The 16,872-nt window shown below is 69.9% G+C and carries 17 protein-coding genes; 7 read left to right on the plus strand and 10 right to left on the minus strand.

Annotation, left to right across the window (positions count from 1 at the left end):
• Positions 1–185 precede the first annotated feature (185 nt).
• Positions 186–611 carry a hypothetical protein gene (locus ACM6LU_RS33580; RefSeq protein WP_414941849.1) on the plus strand — a complete coding sequence of 142 codons (426 nt, stop codon included), beginning with the start codon at positions 186–188 and terminating at the stop codon, positions 609–611.
• A 111-nt stretch (positions 612–722) separates the two neighbouring features.
• Entirely contained in the window at positions 723–971 is a 249-nt protein-coding gene (locus ACM6LU_RS33585) for a hypothetical protein (protein WP_414941850.1), read from the plus strand.
• A 4-nt stretch (positions 972–975) separates the two neighbouring features.
• On the opposite strand, the gene ACM6LU_RS33590 is transcribed toward ACM6LU_RS33585, so the two are convergent.
• Both ACM6LU_RS33590 and ACM6LU_RS33595 read right to left on the minus strand, forming a co-directional pair.
• The gene (locus tag ACM6LU_RS33590) at positions 976–3,417 is read right to left on the minus strand and encodes an ATP-binding protein (protein WP_414941851.1); all 2,442 of its coding nucleotides are present in this window, start codon (positions 3,415–3,417) and stop codon (positions 976–978) included.
• A gap of 215 nt (positions 3,418–3,632) precedes the next feature.
• A complete protein-coding gene (locus ACM6LU_RS33595) occupies positions 3,633–4,751 on the minus strand; it encodes a BTAD domain-containing putative transcriptional regulator (protein ID WP_414941852.1) in 1,119 nt (372 codons plus the stop codon).
• A 207-nt stretch (positions 4,752–4,958) separates the two neighbouring features.
• On the opposite strand from ACM6LU_RS33595, the gene ACM6LU_RS33600 reads away from it, so the two are divergent.
• Positions 4,959–5,990 carry a hypothetical protein gene (locus ACM6LU_RS33600; RefSeq protein ID WP_414941853.1) on the plus strand — a complete coding sequence of 344 codons (1,032 nt, stop codon included), beginning with the start codon at positions 4,959–4,961 and terminating at the stop codon, positions 5,988–5,990.
• The gene (locus tag ACM6LU_RS33605; RefSeq protein ID WP_414941854.1) at positions 5,990–7,219 is read left to right on the plus strand and encodes a hypothetical protein; all 1,230 of its coding nucleotides are present in this window, start codon (positions 5,990–5,992) and stop codon (positions 7,217–7,219) included. The genes ACM6LU_RS33600 and ACM6LU_RS33605 overlap by 1 nt, the downstream gene beginning before the upstream one ends.
• 14 nt (positions 7,220–7,233) lie before the next feature.
• On the opposite strand, the gene ACM6LU_RS33610 is transcribed toward ACM6LU_RS33605, so the two are convergent.
• The 4 genes from ACM6LU_RS33610 to ACM6LU_RS33625 all read right to left on the minus strand — a co-directional run bounded on the left by ACM6LU_RS33610 (position 7,234) and on the right by ACM6LU_RS33625 (position 10,801).
• Positions 7,234–8,619, minus strand: coding sequence for a serine/threonine-protein kinase (locus ACM6LU_RS33610; protein WP_414941855.1), 1,386 nt, complete (start codon positions 8,617–8,619; stop codon positions 7,234–7,236).
• A complete protein-coding gene (locus ACM6LU_RS33615) occupies positions 8,616–8,948 on the minus strand; it encodes a DUF2238 domain-containing protein (protein ID WP_414941856.1) in 333 nt (110 codons plus the stop codon). The genes ACM6LU_RS33610 and ACM6LU_RS33615 overlap by 4 nt, the downstream gene beginning before the upstream one ends.
• Positions 8,949–9,151: 203 nt before the next feature.
• Positions 9,152–10,081 carry an SMP-30/gluconolactonase/LRE family protein gene (locus ACM6LU_RS33620; RefSeq protein ID WP_414941857.1) on the minus strand — a complete coding sequence of 310 codons (930 nt, stop codon included), beginning with the start codon at positions 10,079–10,081 and terminating at the stop codon, positions 9,152–9,154.
• Positions 10,082–10,159: 78 nt separating this feature from the next.
• Positions 10,160–10,801 carry a TetR/AcrR family transcriptional regulator gene (locus ACM6LU_RS33625; RefSeq protein WP_414941858.1) on the minus strand — a complete coding sequence of 214 codons (642 nt, stop codon included), beginning with the start codon at positions 10,799–10,801 and terminating at the stop codon, positions 10,160–10,162.
• A gap of 76 nt (positions 10,802–10,877) precedes the next feature.
• Between ACM6LU_RS33625 and ACM6LU_RS33630 the strand changes: the two genes are divergently transcribed.
• Positions 10,878–12,650: an AMP-dependent synthetase/ligase gene (locus tag ACM6LU_RS33630; protein WP_414941859.1), complete on the plus strand. Its 1,773-nt coding sequence runs from the start codon at positions 10,878–10,880 to the stop codon at positions 12,648–12,650.
• 130 nt (positions 12,651–12,780) lie between these two features.
• Here ACM6LU_RS33630 and ACM6LU_RS33635 read toward each other — a convergent pair whose 3' ends face one another.
• The 3 genes from ACM6LU_RS33635 to ACM6LU_RS33645 all read right to left on the minus strand — a co-directional run bounded on the left by ACM6LU_RS33635 (position 12,781) and on the right by ACM6LU_RS33645 (position 14,322).
• Complete coding sequence (locus tag ACM6LU_RS33635; RefSeq protein ID WP_414941860.1) at positions 12,781–13,554, minus strand: isocitrate lyase/PEP mutase family protein; 774 nt, start codon at positions 13,552–13,554, stop codon at positions 12,781–12,783.
• 230 nt (positions 13,555–13,784) lie between these two features.
• On the minus strand, positions 13,785–14,039 hold the full coding sequence (locus ACM6LU_RS33640) for a hypothetical protein (RefSeq protein WP_414941861.1): 255 nt from the start codon (positions 14,037–14,039) through the stop codon (positions 13,785–13,787).
• A 127-nt stretch (positions 14,040–14,166) separates the two neighbouring features.
• A complete protein-coding gene (locus tag ACM6LU_RS33645; RefSeq protein ID WP_414941862.1) occupies positions 14,167–14,322 on the minus strand; it encodes a hypothetical protein in 156 nt (51 codons plus the stop codon).
• A gap of 264 nt (positions 14,323–14,586) precedes the next feature.
• Between ACM6LU_RS33645 and ACM6LU_RS33650 the strand changes: the two genes are divergently transcribed.
• Complete coding sequence (locus tag ACM6LU_RS33650) at positions 14,587–14,919, plus strand: effector-associated constant component EACC1 (RefSeq protein ID WP_414941863.1); 333 nt, start codon at positions 14,587–14,589, stop codon at positions 14,917–14,919.
• A gap of 157 nt (positions 14,920–15,076) precedes the next feature.
• Positions 15,077–15,298, plus strand: coding sequence for a hypothetical protein (locus tag ACM6LU_RS33655; RefSeq protein ID WP_414941864.1), 222 nt, complete (start codon positions 15,077–15,079; stop codon positions 15,296–15,298).
• 256 nt (positions 15,299–15,554) lie between these two features.
• Here ACM6LU_RS33655 and ACM6LU_RS33660 read toward each other — a convergent pair whose 3' ends face one another.
• Positions 15,555–16,799, minus strand: a complete 1,245-nt coding sequence (locus ACM6LU_RS33660; protein WP_414941866.1) for a PucR family transcriptional regulator — start codon at positions 16,797–16,799, stop codon at positions 15,555–15,557.
• Between the last annotated feature and the right edge of the window lie 73 nt (positions 16,800–16,872).

Genomic DNA, 16,872 nt, shown 5'->3' on the forward strand with positions numbered 1-16,872 from the left:
CCGAACCCGGAACTCGCGTGCTCAGAGGCGGAACTCGTGTGTTACGCCTCCAAGCACGCGAGACCCGTAGAACGTCAGGCGGTCCGGAACTGCCGGGCGGTTCTGCCGCCCCTCCTGCATGGTGCCCGGCGCCCCGGTCAGGTGTCCTGATGAGGTCGAGTTCGCGCCAACGGTAGGAGAAGCCGGTGCCCACAACGGAGGAGTTCACCCTGGCGAGGGTGTTCGACCTCGTCGATCCCGCGACCGGCCCTGGTTTCGCGCCCGGCCACCCGCGTGTCGACGACGAAGAGGAACGCCGGGCACTGGTCGCGTATCTGTCGGGCGGCACTCCGGTACTGGTCACGCCGACGCTGATGGACGACGTCGTCGACCCGGCCCGGAAGGCTGTCGTGCCGTCGAACTTCCTGACCGACGGCGAGTGGATCTGGACCGACACCGTGACCTACTACCTGGAGCACCACGGCCTGGCCCCCGAACCGGGGTTGCTGAGCCGGATCCGGGCGGGTGGGGGAGTGGTGGATCCGGTGACACCGGAAACCGTCCGGCGCGCGGCCGGGTTCGTGCTCGAGCCGCCGGGCCCCGAGCGTCGTCCGGTGTGGAGTCAGGGCTGACAGCCCGGAGCACCTTCCGGTCCTTCTGCCGGTGGTTACGCATGGTGGCGGAAGACCTGATCACGTGTACTGGAACACGAGTCGCAGAACCGCTCGACCAGAGGAGTTGACGTGTCGCTACGAATCCAAGGCTTCACCGGTCGTCCCGCCAGCACGGCCGAGGACATGGTGGCCGTCTATGTGTCCCGCGAAGAGATCCGCGGGATGGACGCGAGTGAACTCGGCGTCCGGATCGCCGCCGCCGCGGAGCGGCCGGAGCGGACCACCATCGCCGAATTCGAACCCGCGCCCCGCTACACGATCCAGGACGTCCTGCTCGGGAACATCACCTGGGAGGAACTGACCCGTTCGTCGGCCTGACCGGTCACGACGCGTTGGGATGCCCGGCGAGCCGCACGCGCAGTTTGGCGGCTTCGGCGCGATCCAATCTGTCGCAGATGGACAGTGCGCGCTCCCGCGTGTCGCGTGCGGACGCCGGGTCGCCCAGTTCCTCGGCCAGGGCCGTCAAATCGCAAAGAGTGTCCACTTGGGACTGTGGCTGGCCGAAGCGCTCGAACAGCGCAAGGGCCTCGGTCAGCCTGTCGCGGGCCGTCACGCGCTCTCCCTGCCGGTGCAGCAGCCTGCCGCTGGCCTGGAGCGCGCGGGCCTGGCCCATGAGCGCGCCGTGGCGCCGGAACAGCTCGAGCGCTTCTTCGCACTGTCCGAGCGCGGTACCGAAAGCGTTGAGCGCGGCCAGGTTCTTCGCCGAACGCAACAACAGATACGAATAGTTGGTGTCGTCGACGGGCGTGTGCGGGCCCACTTGGATTTGCCTGAAGTAGCGGACACAGAGGTCGAACTCCGTGGCGGCTTCGTCGAAATCCCCGTTCGTGTGCCGGTAGGTGGCCCGCATCGCCCGCGCCACGTGGAGGCCGAGAGGATAGTCGGCCTCGGTGAACAACGTCACCGCTTCGTCGAACGGTCCTCGGGAAGCCGGCGTGCTGCCGCCATGGAGTCGCGCGCTCGCCAGATAGACCCGCGCCCAGCCCTGTTCCCGCAGATCGCCCGCGTCCACCGCGGCTTCCCACGCCTGCTGGGCCATCCGGACGGCGTCGTCCGGGTGACCCATGAGGGTGGACAGCACCCAGGCCAAGAAGTTGCGCTGCACCGCTTCGTCGCGCTTACTGCCGATCGCGAGTGCCGATTTCAGGGCGAGCTCGAACACCTCCTGCCAGGTGCTCGCGGTGCCGCCGATCTCCGAGTACCAGTGCATGGCCTCGGCCAGTTCGAGGACCTGCCGGTGTTCGCCGCGTGCGGCGGCACTTCTCAAGGCGGCGGACCAGTTCTTCGTCTCCACCTCGAGCCAGCGGCCCGCGCCGGTGTGGTCGCCGAACGACGAGGTCGTCACCGCGGGCGTGGTCACCTGGTCGGACGGCTGGAAGTACCGGCCCGCGGCCGTCGCCGTTCGCACCAGCCAGCGGTTGAGCCGGTTCTCGGCCTCCTGCACGGCTTCGGAGGTCTCCTCCCGGGTGAGTCGTTCCGTCGCGAACACCCTGAGGAGGTCGTGGAACTGGTACCGGCCGTCGTGGAACGACGTCTGCAGCAGACTGGCGTCGGCCAGTTCCTCCAGGAAGATCGCCGCCTCGTCCTCGTCCGGCGAGTCGACGAGTTCCTTCGCCGCCCCCACCGAGAAGTCGGCGGCCGGGACGAGCGAAACCCGGCGGAAGACCTTGGCCGCGGTCGGGGTGAGCTGGCGGTAGGACAGTTCGAACACGCTGCGGACGTCGAGATCGCCCGCGGTGAGCGTCGTCAGTCGCCTGCCTTCGTCCCGGAGCTGGTCGACGAGCCGGGAAAGCGGCCACACCGGACGGCTCGCCAGCCGGTTGCCCGCGATACGGAGCGCGAGCGGCAGGCGTCCGCACAGTTCGACCAGCTCGATCGCCGCGGCGCTCTCCCGCGCCACCCGAGCCTGTCCGACGATGCTGGTCAGGAGTGCGACGGCGTCGTCCCGCCCCAGGACGGTGAGCGGGATCCTGCTGGTCCCTTCGAGGCCGACCAGCATCTGACGGCTGGTGATCAGCGTCAGACAACGCCGCCCGCCGACCAGCAGCGGACGGACCTGCGCTTCGTCGGCGGCGTCGTCGAGGACGATCAGGGTGGCGCGCTCCTTCAGCAACGCCCGGCACAGGCTCATCCGGTGGTCGAGTTCGGCCGGGATCTGGACCGCGTCGACACCCAGTGACCGCAGCGCGAGGTGCAGCACGTCCGCCGGTTCGCTCGGCTCGGACGACATCCCGCGCAGCTTCAGGAAAAGCTGGCCGTCGGGGAAGTGCCCGGCGAGTTCGTTGGCCGTCCTCACCGCGAGGCTCGTCTTGCCGGTGCCGGGCGGCCCGCTCAGCACCGCCACGTGCCCGGAGCGCCGGCGGCCGCCGTCCAGTTCGCCGGCGAGAGCGCGCAGCGCGCCGAGATCGGGTTCGCGCCCGGTCAGATCGTCGAGGTCGGCGGGCAGCACGCCGACCGCGGGAGGACCGTAGAGCTGGGCCGGTGCGGTGGCGGGTGTCGTCACCGCCGCCCGTGACCGGCCCCGTTTCGCGACCTTCTGCAGCTGAGTCAGCTCGTCGTCGGTCAGGGCCAACGGGGCGGCGAGTGCCTCTATCGTGCGACGTTGGGGGCTTTTGGCGACGCCGCGCTCCATGTCGCTGATCGCGCGGACGCTGACGCCCGAGCCTTCCGCGAGTTCTTCCTGGGTGAGGCCGGCACGAACGCGGTAGTGATGCAGAAGCGCCTTGAAGGTGGCTGAACCGTCGCTCAAGGCCGCGTTCGTCATGCCGGAATTATCCACGCGGACGGGGCCCGCTCAAGGCTGGCCCGGCGTGATCCAGAACGCCGAACCGGTGCGTTAACCCGTCTGGACGATCAAGTTTCGGCGAGGTGAAATGCGGCTGAAGGGGACTTTCCCCGCGTCTGACGCGGTGAAGGGCGCTTTCCCCGCATGGCATGCGGGAAAAGTCCCCTTCAGCCCTGCCGGGCGGACCACCGGAGTTACGAGCGGGTGGTCCCGTCCACCGCGCTGACCGGCGCGCCGCCGTTCGTCACCGCCAGTACCGTGTCGCCGCAGCGGACCAGGTCACCGGTGGCGAGCGGGACCGGCCCGGTGATCCGCTCGCCGTTGTGGAAAGTTCCGTTGCGGGAACCGAGATCCGTCAGAACGGGATCGCCCGCCTCGATGGTGATTCCGGCGTGCTCGCGGGACACGGCGCCGTCGTGGCGCAGTGCCACGTCGGCACTCGCGTCGCGGCCGATGACCAGGCGCCCCAGCGTGGGCAGTTCACGCAGGCGGGCCCGGCCGGCGCCGTCGACCCAGGTCAGCGCCGGTTGCCCGGATCCGGCGGCACCGGGCGCGGCGACTCGCAGCAGTGTCGCCGTTCCGGCGTGGGCGAGGACAGCGCGTTCCAGTTCCCGCAACGCCGGACCCGGATCGACGCCCGCTTCCTCGGCCAGCACCCGCCGCGCCTGCCGGAAGCGGTCCAGCGCCTCGGCTTGGCGTCCGTCCTGGTAGAGCGCGACCATCAGCTGACCCCAGAACCGTTCCCGCAGCGGATGATCCGCGACCAGTTCCTCGAGTTCCCGCACCAGTCCGGGCACGTCCCCCGCGCGCAGGTCCGCGGCGATCCGCGCCTCCAGTGCCTCCCAGCGCATTTCCGCGTAGAGAGTGCGCGCGGGGTCGAGAGCGGTGTGGTCGGGCAAGTCGGCGCAGAACGGGCCCCGCCACAGTTCGAGCGCCTGCCGGTAGCCGGCCGCGGCGCCCCCGGTGTCACGGGCCCGTTCGGCGGCCCTCGCCCGGCCGATCCGGTCTTCCGCCTCGCGCAGGTCGGCGCGGACGCCGAGAAGCTGATAGCCCGCTGGTCCGTGCCGCAGGGATTCTCCGTGCGTACCAAGGGTTTGCCGCAGATTGTGCACGTGGACCTGTACGGTGGAGCGAGACGCGGGCTTACCGGTGTCGGAGTAGATCGCCTCCGCCAGTTTGGCCGCGCTGACCGGCGCTCCACCGGAGGCGGCCAGCACGGCGAGCACCGCGCGGGGCCGCAGCCCGCCAGGGGTGGCGGGCACGCCGTCGACGGCCAGCTCCACCGTTCCCAGCAACCGCACCTCCACTGTCACGGGCACGATCATCACACGGCCTGGGCCGTGTTTCGCAAACTGGGGTTGGCAGGTTGGGCGAGGGCACGCGCGTGCGTTTTTCCGGCCGGAGGTCTCGGTTTGCGGAGGCGGGCCGTTGAGACGGCTGGATGAGGGGTCAGCCGAAAGCGCGCTTCGAAAGACACGGCCTAAAGCGATCTTGAAGCGAGATGGGTTTAACTGACCGCCATGACCACATTGACCGCACTCGAGAACGTGGTGGACCGGCACGGGCGCGACGCGCTGTCCGACTCGATCGTGCTCACCGGCGCGCTGCGCAGTCTTCCCGACCCGCCACCGGACGCCGAGATCAGCGCGCTCGCCGCGGCGGCGGGCGCGGGCGCGGCCGAGCGGATGCGCGCGGTACTCGAATCCGGAGGTGGCCCGGCCGAAGCGCTCCGGGTCGCGACAGCGGCTTGCGGCGCGGCCCCCGGGGCGGAATGGGCTTGCGGACAACTCGGCGCGGCCCTCGGCTATCTTCCAAGGGACACCGGCGCCGACGAGCCGACCACCGCGTTGACCACCGTCCTGGCCGGGGAAAAGCCGAAGCGCGGCAAGCGGATCGCCGTGATCGCCGGTGTCGTCGTCATGGTGGTCGCCCTCGTCGCGGCGGGCGTGACGCTCGCGCTCAGCGGTGGCGACGAGCCGAGCGCCGCCGACAAGCCGCCGGTCGCGCCGCCGTCTTCGTCCGTGCCTTCGTCGGGGCCGCTGGGGTCGGCGCCCCAGTCGGAACCCTCTCCGTCACCAGTTCCCGAGGAAGCGGCCGCGGCCTTCGAGGATCCGGAGTTGCTCGCTGCGGCGAAGCCGTACCTCGATCGTCCCGACGTCCGTTGCAAGCGGGCCGAATCCATCGTGAGTGTCCGGGAAACCGTCAACTGCGACCTGGGTTCCGGCATCATCGCCAGCTTCCGCGTGCTGTTCTTCCCCAAGCAGCTCACCTCGCTGCGCAAGGTGCTGCAGACCGACAACGACGGCGCGCGGCCCGGCTCGATCCGGACGCTGCGCTGGGAGTACGTGCCGGGACAGCCGGGAATCCGCGCGGGTATCCCGGTCGGCACCCCGCGCGAAGGGCACGGCACCCGGATCCGGTTCCTGGAGCCGGAAAACGGCTACGCCCGGCTCTATTTCGACGAAGACTCCACCGGGGTCGCCGTCTACATGCAGGCGGGCACCGACGATCAGCAGGTGCTCCGCAAGTTCTGGGCGGATCCGGACGCGTGATGGACGACCACGACCCCCGCCTCGCCGAAGTCGCGCGCCGCTTCGGGCGGCACGCGCTCACCGATCCCGTGGCGCTCCGGTCCGCGCTGGAACAGTCCGGAAACGCCTTCAGCCCGGCGGAAATCGACGCGCTCGTGGTCTCACTGCGAGGTCCGGGAACGCTGGAAGCGTCGTTGCCGCACGATCCCGACCCGACCGGGCCGCCGCTGAACCCGACACTCGCGGAGAACCGGCTCACCTGGGGCGGCCCTCAGAACCGCTCGACACGGCAGCTTCCTTCTCGCGGACGCAAGAAGTGGTGGTTCTTCGGCGCCGCCGTCCTGCTGGTGGCCGCGATCGCGACCGGAGCGGTGATCTTCGTCCAGGGCAAGGAAGAACCCGCGGCACCGCCGCCGGACCGGTACGCGCTCGACCAGGTCGCCGGCCGTTACCGCGCACTCGGCGCCCGTCTGCTCGACGGCGCGGTCCGGTGCGCGCAGCAGGCCGCGAAACCCGGCGAGACGGAACGAGTCGGCTGCGATGCCGGGCTGTACGCGCTCACGCTGGTCACCTACGACGTGCCGGGCAGGCTCACCGAGTCGCGGAAACTCGCCGACACCGCCGGTGCGGTGCGTTCGGCGAACAGCGCCGGCCCGGGCGCGGCGTTCGCGATGCGGGAACTGGCCTCCGGCGAATCGTCGATCTACTGGGACGTCGACAGCCCCCGCGCGGTCAGCGCGACACTGACCGCGGCCAAGACCGGGCTCCCGGCCTTGGCCGAGTTCTACGACGCGCGGAAGTTCGGGGTGTTGAAACGTCCGGAGGTGCCGGGGGCCGCGTTCTCCTCCGGCACACTCTGGGAACTCGCGCAGGCGCACGTTCTCAACGAGCGGTCGGCGGACTGCAGGGCGGTGCCCGCCACCACCGGCACGGCCGAGACGGTCAAATGCCCGCTGGCCGACGGCGCGATGCTGGTGTTCAGCACCGCGTCCGACCACGAGGCCCTGATCAAGCTGCGCACGGAGAATTCCTCCAACGGCGGTGTGGTGCCCGGCACCGTCGAGGTGAGCACCTGGAACCGTCACGGCGGTCCGGTCGTCGGCCAGTTCATCCGGTTCGTCACGGCGGACGACCGCAGCCCCACCCTCTATTTCGACGACGACGCGAAGCTGGTCTACGGCTACTACTTCGGCGCACCTGGTTCTGCTCCGGAGGCGCTGCTGGAGCGCTGGCAGCGTGGCTCGCGGTGAATCAGCCCTCGCGGTTAATGAGGCAAGCGGAGTGCCGCGAAGAAGTCCTCGACGGCGCGGAGATCGGCGGGGTAGGGCGTGCCGACCTTGCCGTCGAGCACCGAGACGGTCGCGTGTTCGTCGTCGGTCCAGGCGTACCGGGTGGTCGTGCCGAGCACCGTGCACACGAGCGTGCCCTGGTGCCCGTCGCGTGACCAGGACTGCTTGGCAGGCAGGTCGCCGGGGCATTTGCCCGCGGTGAGCCCGGCCGGATCCGTTCCCGCGCCGGTGCGCAGGTAGGCGGTGGCCGCGTCGGCGTCGTCGAGCGCGGAGATCCGGAGCTCGCCGGTCTCGCCGCCGGTCTGGCAGACGACCTGCGCGCGGACGCCCTCGCCAGCCGCCGTCACCGGCGCGCAGGTGAGCCCGGTGGGCGTGCTGCGGCCGACGCGGTCGGCGGCGGGCGGTCCCGTCGACGTCAGGAAGACCGCCGCCAGGACGATCGCGACGATCAGCGCGGCTCCGGCCACGAGGCCCGCCACCAAACCGGTCCGGCGGCGGCGAGGCGGCTCGACGGCGACCGCGGCGAGTGGCGCGTCGGCGCGGATGGCCCGGATGCGGTCGCGTACTTCGCGCACCGTCGGACGGTCACGAGGATCCTTGGCCAGCAACGATTTCAGCAGGCCGTTGACCGTCGCGGTACGCGGATCGTCGACCGTGAGCTGCGGGATCGGTGCCCGGTCGTGCGCGACGATCACCTCGGGCTGGCTGCCGCGATAGGGCAGCTCACCGGTCAGGGTCACCCACAGCAGACAACCCACCGCGTAGACGTCCGAAGCGGCGGTGGCGGGTTCGCCGCGAAGACGTTCGGGAGCCATGTAGCCGACGGTGCCGATCACCCCGCTGGTCTCCGCGCCTTGGTCGATCTCGGCGGAACGCGCGATGCCGAAGTCGCACAGGTAGGCGAAGTCCTCGTCGTGGTGCTCGGCACGGGGCCGCAGCAGGACGTTGCCGGATTTGACGTCACGGTGCACGACGCCGATGGCGTGCGCGTCGCCGAGCGCGGAGACCACCTGATCCACCACCGACAAAGCCCGGTCCGGGCTCATCGGCCCGGCTTCGAGCACCTTGGCCAGGTCGGGCCCGTCGACCAGCTGCATCGCCAGGTACAGGCAGCCGTCCACCTCACCGTGGTCGTGGATCGCGACGACATGCGGCGAATCGAGCCGGGCCAGCGCCGCCGCCTCGCGGCCGAAGCGCTCGCGGTAAACCGGGTCTTCGGCGTAATGGGGCGGCAGGACCTTCAACGCCACCGGCCGTCGCATGCGGTGCTGCCACGCGCGATAGACCACGCCCATACCGCCGCGGCCGATGATCCCGTCGATCCGGAATCCGCCGAAGTCCTCGCCGACCCGCGGCGTCATACGGTTCCCCCAGTCACGCGGGCCACTCTAACCCGCGGTGAGGTGCCGATCGTGAACCCGGCGCCAGACGAGCAGGGAAAGGACCGCACCGCAGAGGCAGAGGACCATGTCCCACTGCGTGTCCCAGACATCTCCTTGCGTGGCGAGGAAATCGTCCGCGCCGACCCGGCGGCCAGCGCGCTGAACCATTCCACGAACTCGACACAGGCGGCGATCGCCAGGCAGACGCATACGGTCAGGAACGTGACCCAGCCACCGGGCCGCAACGGGGTCCGGCGCAGCAACACCTCGCGCACGGCGATCGGGGGCCCGGCCAGTCCTGTACCCATTCCCCGGCAGGCGCTTCCGTGTAGGTGTACTGACCGCCGTCAGGGGAAACCGTTTGCGCAGCGCCACCACCAGCGGCAGCCCGATCAGCACCCAGACGACTTCCCCTGCAGCGACGTGAACGGCTCCGCCGGTATCTGATGTCCCCAATGCGACATGGGGGACAATGACCGCGAGGCAGCGGGGCGGCGCAGCGGGTAATCCGTCACTCGCCTCGGCCAGGGGGGACGAGCCGTCGCACCGCACCGTCGAATCCGGTGCTGTACAGGCTTTCCGGGTCCCAGCCCGGTCCGGCGCCGAACCGCACGGACGAGCCAAGGTGGACGCCCGTCGCGATCGCGCAGGTCGCGCCGGAGTCCGGGTCGACGCGGTACACGATGCCGTGTTCGCCCGCCGTGTAGAGCCGCCCGTCGGGGCCGATGGTCAGGTCGTCGATGATGTTCAGTGGCCACGGTGCCTGAAGCCGGATCTTCTTCGCGGGCGCGGAGGGGTTCGCGAGGTTGATCGCGGCGATCTGGAAGTCCGGGCCGCCGGTGTTCGCCACGTACAGGGTGCGGCCGTCGTTGCCGACGACCATGCCGTTGGGGCCGAGCAGGTCGGGCCCGTACCGTTCCGGGGCCGACGGATTCTCCTCGCGTACCAGCCAGAGTCCACGCTTCGGCCCGATCAGGGTGCTGATCACCGCGTCGCCGTTGGGCAGCACCGTGCCGCCGTCGGGCATCGTGAGACCGGTGGCCCACGTCCGCCGTTGCCCGGTGTCGAAGTCGTAGATGTCGATGGTGCCGGTCTTCAGGCCGAGGACGCCGTCGAGCGTCTCGTGCCCGGTGTTGACGTACAACTCATTGCCGCGCACCGAAAGCGCGCCGGGGCCGGATACCGGCAGCAGGGTGTCCACCGCGCCGTCCGGGGTCACGCGCTCGATGGACCCGTTGTCCGCGAACAGGGTTTTGGAGACCAGCAGGCCGCCTCGCCCGTCGAAGGCGAGGTTCTCCAGCGGGAGACCGAGTCCGGTCGCGACGGTGCGCACCTGCCACGGTCCGCAGGCCGACGCGGCCGCGGCCGGGGCGCTCGGTGCGGTGAAGGCCGCCGCCATCACGATCGTCGCGGCGACGACGCCGCGGATACGCCCGGTCATGAGCCTCCACATCCACCGAACTAGTACATATGTATCAATCAGCTTGAGACGGGAGTATGATCAGACGGCGGGAACGTGTCAATCGACGAGCGGGACGCTGGTCCGCCGTCGCAGGTCGTCGGCGTCCATGGCGAAGGCGAGGAAGAGCCCTTGCAGTGCGCGCTTCGTGAGCTCGGCGTCTTCTTCGGTCGGCTGCGGGTTGGCCAGCCGGTGCAGCGCCAGGCCGTCCAGCAGGGCCATGAAGGCCTTGGCCGCGCGCCGGGAATCGGCGATGCCGAGGGAGGTGAGCAGGGGAGCGGCGGACGCTTCGAAGGTGCCCATCGCCTCGTCGACCACGTCGCGCATGGCCGGGTTCCTGGCGGCTTCCATGTACAGCTCGTACTGGGCGACGGTCACGCCGAACTTGCCCGCCACCAGGGCCTGGGTGAGCCGTTCGCCGACCTCCAGCACGGATTCCGCGTCGCGCACGATGTCGGCGAGCAACTCGCGCACGACCTCGATCCGCTCGTGGATGTGGAACCGCAGGGCCTCCGCGATGAGTTCCTCGCTGGTCGCGAAGTAGTACCCCGCCGCGGCCTGCGGCAGCCCGGCGCTGGCGGAGACCGCGCGGTGGGTCACCGCCTTGACGCCGCCGTCGCAGATCAGCCACATCGCGGCCCGGAGCAGCAGTTCGCGGCGCTCTCGGCTCCGCGCCTGCTGTTTGCCGCGACTACCGGTCATTGACTTCCCCTTCGGTCGAACCGATACTAACGTCTCACTCTTAATTGATACGTTTGTATTAATCTTGGGAGGACGGATGAGCGTCGGCGCGGCCGAACTGCGGGAGATCCCCAGCCTGTGCCACGTTTTCCAGCGCACGATCGCGGAGTTCGGCGACGTGGTCGCGCTGCGGACGCCGGACGACGCGGTGTCGCTCACCTGGCGGCAGTTCGGCGAACGAGTGCGGCGGCTGGCGGCGGGGCTGCACGCGCTCGGCGTCCGGCGCGGGGACACCGTGGCGCTCATGCTGACCAACCGGCCAGAGTTCCACCTGGTCGACGTCGCGGCGTTCCACCTTGGCGCCATCCCGTTCTCGATCTACAACACCAGTTCCGCCGAGCAGATCGAGTACCTGTTCGCGAACGCCGGCAACCGGATCGTGGTCTGCGAGGAGCGGTTTCTCCCGCGGGTGCGGAAAGTGGACCGCGTCGTCTGTGTGGACGGCGCCCCCGAGGGCGTGATTTCCCTCGCGGAACTGGAAAACACCGAACCGCCGGAATTCGATTTCGACGCCACGTGGCGCGCCGTCGGCCCTGACGACGTCCTGACACTGATCTACACCTCCGGCACCACGGGACCGCCGAAGGGCGTCGAACTCACGCATCGCAACCTCGCCTACAGCATGGGTGCGGCGCTGGAGTCGCCGGATATCGCCGGCGCGGTCGACAACGGACGCGTGCTCTCGTTCCTGCCGGACGCGCATCTCGCCAACCGGTACTTCGCGCACTACTTCCCGATCGCCTCCGGGGCGACGGTCACCTGCGTGGCGGATCCCAAGGCCGTGGTGGCCACCCTGCCCGCCGTCCGGCCGACGGTGTTCCTCGGCGTGCCCATGCTCTGGTACAAGATCAAGGCAGGGGTCGAACAGGCGCTCGCGGCGCAAACCGGGGTCCGGCGGTCGATCGCCGGATGGGCGCTCGGCATCGGACTGTCCACGGTGCACTGTGAACGCCCTTCCCGCTGGTCGCGGCTGCGGCACCGGCTGGCCCGGCGGCTCGTCCTCGACCGGGTGCTCGCCAGGATGGGGCTGGACGCCTGCGTGCTCCCGATCAGCGGCGCCGCCCCGATCGCGGTGGACACACTGGACTTCCTGATGGCCGTCGGCCTGCCGATCTGCGAGGGCTGGGCGATGTCGGAGACCTCGGTCCACGGCACGATCAACCCGCGGCACGCGATCCGGCCGGGCACGGTCGGCAAGGCCCAGTACGGCGTCGAACTACGGCTCGCCGACGACGGCGAGTTGCTGATGCGCGGCCCCGCCGTGATGCGTGGCTACCGGAACGACCCCGAACGGACGGCCGAGGCGATCGACGGCGACGGCTGGCTGCACACCGGCGACGTCGCCACCATCGACCCGGACGGTTACGTGTCCATTGTGGATCGCAAGAAGGAACTGATCATCAACGCGGCAGGCAAGAACATGTCGCCGTCCGCCATCGAGAACACGCTCAAGTCGGCGGGTGCGCTGATCGGTTCGGCCGTCGTGATCGGCGACCGTCGGCCCTGCGTGGTCGCGCTGATCACCCTCGATCCGGACGCGGCGGCGGCCTTCGCCGAGCGTCACGGGCTCCCGGCCGATCCCGCCTCCCTTGCCGGGAACGCGGTCATCCGCCAGGAGGTCGCCGCCGTGGTCGAACGGGCCAACATCAGACTGTCCCGCGTCGAACAGGTCAAGGACTTCACCGTGCTGCCGGTCCACTGGGAACCGGGCGGCGCCGAGCTGACGCCGACCATGAAACTCAAGCGTGCCTCGATCGCGGAGACCTACGCCACCGAGATCGACGCGCTGTACGGAGGCCCCGCGCGGTAGGCGTGTCGACCGCGCGCCGGAACCACGGCCCGGCGGGCAGACCGTCGACCTGCGCGGCGCCGGCCGTTCCAGGCCCATGCGTTCGACGACGGTGCGCCGTCGAGCTACCCCATTCCGGGCAGCGCTGAGGTCAGTTCAGCTTGCGGGTGTCGGCGGGCAGGCCGCCGCCCGCGTAGACGTCCTCGGCGAGCTTGGCCAGCGCGGTGAGGGCGACGTTCTGGCTCCACGGCCCGTAGGACACGCGGGAGACGCCGAGGTCCCGCGCGGTGGCCAGCGGGATCGAACCGGGGATGCCGATCAGGTTGACCTTGCGCTCACCCAGCGCCTCGACCAGCCTGCCGACCTGGGTTTCGTCGAGCTTGCCGGGCACGAAGAAGTTCGACGCGCCCGCGTCCAGGTACGCGCGGCCCCGGGCGATCGCCTCGGTCAGCGCCTCCTCGGGGTCGCCCCCCTTGAGGAAGGCGTCCGTGCGGGCGTTGACCACGAAGTCGACACCCGCGGACTGAGCGGCGGCGACGGCGGCCTCGACGGCCTTCACCGACTCGTCCAGCGGCTTCATCTGGTCTTCGAGGTTGCAGCCGACCGCGCCGGCCTCGATCGCGCGGGCGACCGTGCCACCCGGGTCGCCGTAGCCCGCCTCCAGGTCAGCGGTGACCGGCAGGTCGCCAGCCGTCCGGACGATGAGGGCGACCTCGGCGACCATCAGGTCGCGGGGGATCTTCTCGCCGTCGGGATAGCCGCGGGAGGCGGCGATACCGTGACTCGGGGTGGCGAGCGCCTGTGTACCGGCGGTCTCGGCGACGACCTTCGCGGTGATCGCGTCCCAGACGTTGACGACGAGCAGCAACTCGGGGTCGGCGTGCAGTTCCTGCAGCCTGGTGGCCTTCTCAGCGGTGGAAACCATGTCCCCAATCTAGAGGCCGTGACCGGTGCGGGCTGTGCCGGTAGGCAGGCGAAGACCACTCCACCCTGACCCGAATCGCCACTCACGACCCACCGACCCGCATAACCACTGTCCCCAATGCCGCATTGGAGACGCTCAGTGTCCCCGATGCCGCATTGGGGACATCGGCCCGGCGGTGCCGCTGGGGACATACGCCGTCCGGCTCTGGGCTGCCCCGGCCAGCTGAATCGTCACTCGTAGCCAACCGCTGCCCGAGCTGTCCTGAAGGCCGCACGGGTGACCCCGCGAGCACTCACGAAGCCGCGGTAAGCGCTCCGAGCCCGCGTCCGCCAGTCGGCCTGGTTCGGCGTCCCGCCCGCCCAGCGCCGTCCGATCCGGTTCAGCGGGTCGCGATCGGACACCCAGAGCGAGTCGGCCTGCCGCCGCGCGAAGTCCTGGTACACGGCCGAATTCGTCGTACTCGCCAGCTCGGCGAGGAAGCGCATGAAGATGCCCTTGAACTGCTTTTGGTTGTCGTCACTGGAGTTCTGCCGGTATCGCGGGATTCGGTGAGTGCACCACTTCTGGTCAGGACCGGGCCGGTCACCGCCGCGTCGGCCAGTCGCCGTCCGCCTAATTCGTGCCGTCGCAGACCTTCGGGTGAATCCATTCCGTACAAGTGACCCAGGCGGCGTCTCCGCACGCGCGGATCAAGCCGCGCCGGTGCTTGCCGGGATCGGTCCAGGTGCCGGGAATGCTCGCCTTGCCCAGCAGGCCTTCCCAAGTCATGTCGCCGTCCCATGACCGGTCGAGTCAGATCGAGTCGCCTGCCACCGGTTTCGCCGCCGGTACGGGAATCGCTGTCAGGCTCAGGGAAAGGACGAGATGGCTCAGCGAGAACAGCATTTTCCGCACTCGGGATGTCTTTCGTGGTCCGGGTTTCATCACCGGCCGGTCAACGGGAACCACCGGTCAGGTCTCGGGGCGGGATTCTTGTTACGCCCTGAGCCCAGGCCGCGATGTCTACGGAAGTCACTTTCGAGTGGAGGTCCCGTGGAGCTGACGATCAACGCCGCCGGCGACGAACAAGGGCTGAAAGAGTTCTACGACTGGCTTCGTGAGGACGCCGACGTGCTCCGCTCCGCGACGATCAGCTCGGCGGGGTCGGTGGATTCGGATCATATAGGGGCCTTCGAGGTCATCCGCATGTCCATCGGCTCGCTGACCGGGCTGGCCAATCTCGGCATCGCGTGGGGCAATTTTCTCCACTACCGCAAGGAAACACCCCCGTTCACCATCGCGATCGAAGGTGAGCCGACGGCCGAGCAACACGCCATGCTCCGGAACCTGGACCTTCCGCTGGCCGGTCCGGAGGACGTCGAGTGACCGATCGGAAGTTCCGGCGCCGTAACGCATTCCCTGGTGATCGCGACTCCTACGGCGAAGGAGATTAGGTGCCGGTGAAGCGTTTCGCGGTGGCAGTGGTGGCGCTGGTCTTCGCGGCGACCGGCGGAAACCGGTCTCGCCGACGAACGGGGCGACCGTGGACACCGCGCGACATCTCGAGGTCAGCGTCCCGGAGGGAGCGGTGAATCACCCGGCGATGTTGTCGGTGGTGTCCACCGCTGTCCCGCCGCCCGAGCGGCCGGGCTTCGTTCTGGCGTCCCCGCCGGTGGTCCACCGGGCGCGCTACCCGTCGTGCTGCACCACGACGCCGAAACAGGTTGATATCCGGTCGAAGTCGGTGATCCGGGGAAGCCGGTGACGGCGGAACGGGCCAGCCTGTCGCCGTTCGCGCTGGGCTGGATCACCGACGCGGTCGGCTGGATCACCGATCATCTGGTGGGCCACGGTGATCCGCCGACCTGCCTGGCTGGGGCACCGCCGTGGGCGCGGATGGCCGCCTCGAAGGTCGACCTGGTGACGTCTATGCCGGCGGCTGGCGACAAGGCCCGGCCCTCCCGTACGGGCACGGCTTCCGGCTCTCCTCGTCCTCCAACGAGCAGTTCTGACACGGTGCGTCACGCGCCATTTCCCAGCCACCGCAGCGTCTCCAGCGCGACGGCCACGTTCACCGCGTTCTCCGCCAACGGCCGGGGGAGCAGTTCGTCGGCGCGCGCCAGCCGCCGGACGACGGTGTTCCGGTGGGTGTAGAGCCGTTCCGCGGTGCGCGTGGTGTTGCCCAGTTCGCGCACGTAAGCCCGGACGGTCTCCCGGGTCTCGGCGTCCGCGTGCCGCAGTTCACCGAGGGTGTCGGCGACGAATTCGTCGGCTTGCGCCGGGTCGACGGTGAGCAGTGCGAGCAGCTGGATGTCCTGGTACCGCGCGATCTGCTGCGGTGAGGTGAGCCGGGCGAGCATCCGCTGGGTGGCGGCGGCGTCCAGATGGCTGCGGCGGAAGCCGTCGATGCCACTGCCGGGTCGCCCCAGCGCCACCCGGACGTCGGGATGTGGCGCGAGGTCTTCGGCGAGCCGGTCGGCCCGCGGCGGGGTCCGGCCGGGCAGCCAGACCCACAGGGCGGCTGCGCTGGCGACGACGGTCAGCCGGTGTGAGGCGCCACTCGCCCGCATGAGCGTTTCCGCGGCGCTTTCGAGCTGCTGGGACGACGGCGTGGCCGACCCGCTCCACACGATCGCTGCCGTATGCGGACCGGCGAGCGGGTAGCCAAGCTGGGCTTCGGCCCGCGAGCGGCTGATGGGCGCACCTTCGAGCAGCAGCGTGACCGCGGCGCGGCGTTCGGCGTGGGCGCCACGGGTCAGCTCGGTGCGTTCGGCGGCCATCCGCTCGGACACCGCCGCCACGGTGTCCTCGATGAACGTGGTGATGGACAGCGACGAGACGTCCAGCAGTTCGCGGAGCAGGACGGGATCGGCGGTGAGATCGAAACAGATCTCGATCCACCGGCGCCAGGCCACGCCCTGCGCCCGCCGGTAGGCGTCGAGGCCGCCGGAATCGAAGCCCCGGCGCACCATGTCGCGCGCGCCGTCCAGCACTTCCTGGCTGAGGTTGGCCAAGACCCGCTTGCCGGGATGTTGCACGTTGGCGGCCGCCCAGTGCAGCAGATTCGCCAGATTCGCGCGTTTGGTCCCCTCGGTGAGCACGGGGTCCTCGGCGACGGCGCGCATGCTGCCCCCGCCGAGCGAGGCCTCGTGCAGTTCTTCGATCCACTCGGCGCGCGGATGCAGGACGATCTCCGCGCCGCGCCGGAAGAGAGCGCGCGCCTCCGGCGACAGGGTCGGCCACGGCGTTGCGGCACTTTGCACCATGGGCCCATGATGATGGTGCAGATAGTGCTAGCGCAATCCCTCGGTGGACCCGCATCGTGGGGTATCCGAGACG

The organism is Amycolatopsis sp. cmx-11-51 (assembly GCF_047608665.1).
In the GTDB taxonomy this organism is placed as follows: Bacteria; Actinomycetota; Actinomycetes; order Mycobacteriales; family Pseudonocardiaceae; genus Amycolatopsis.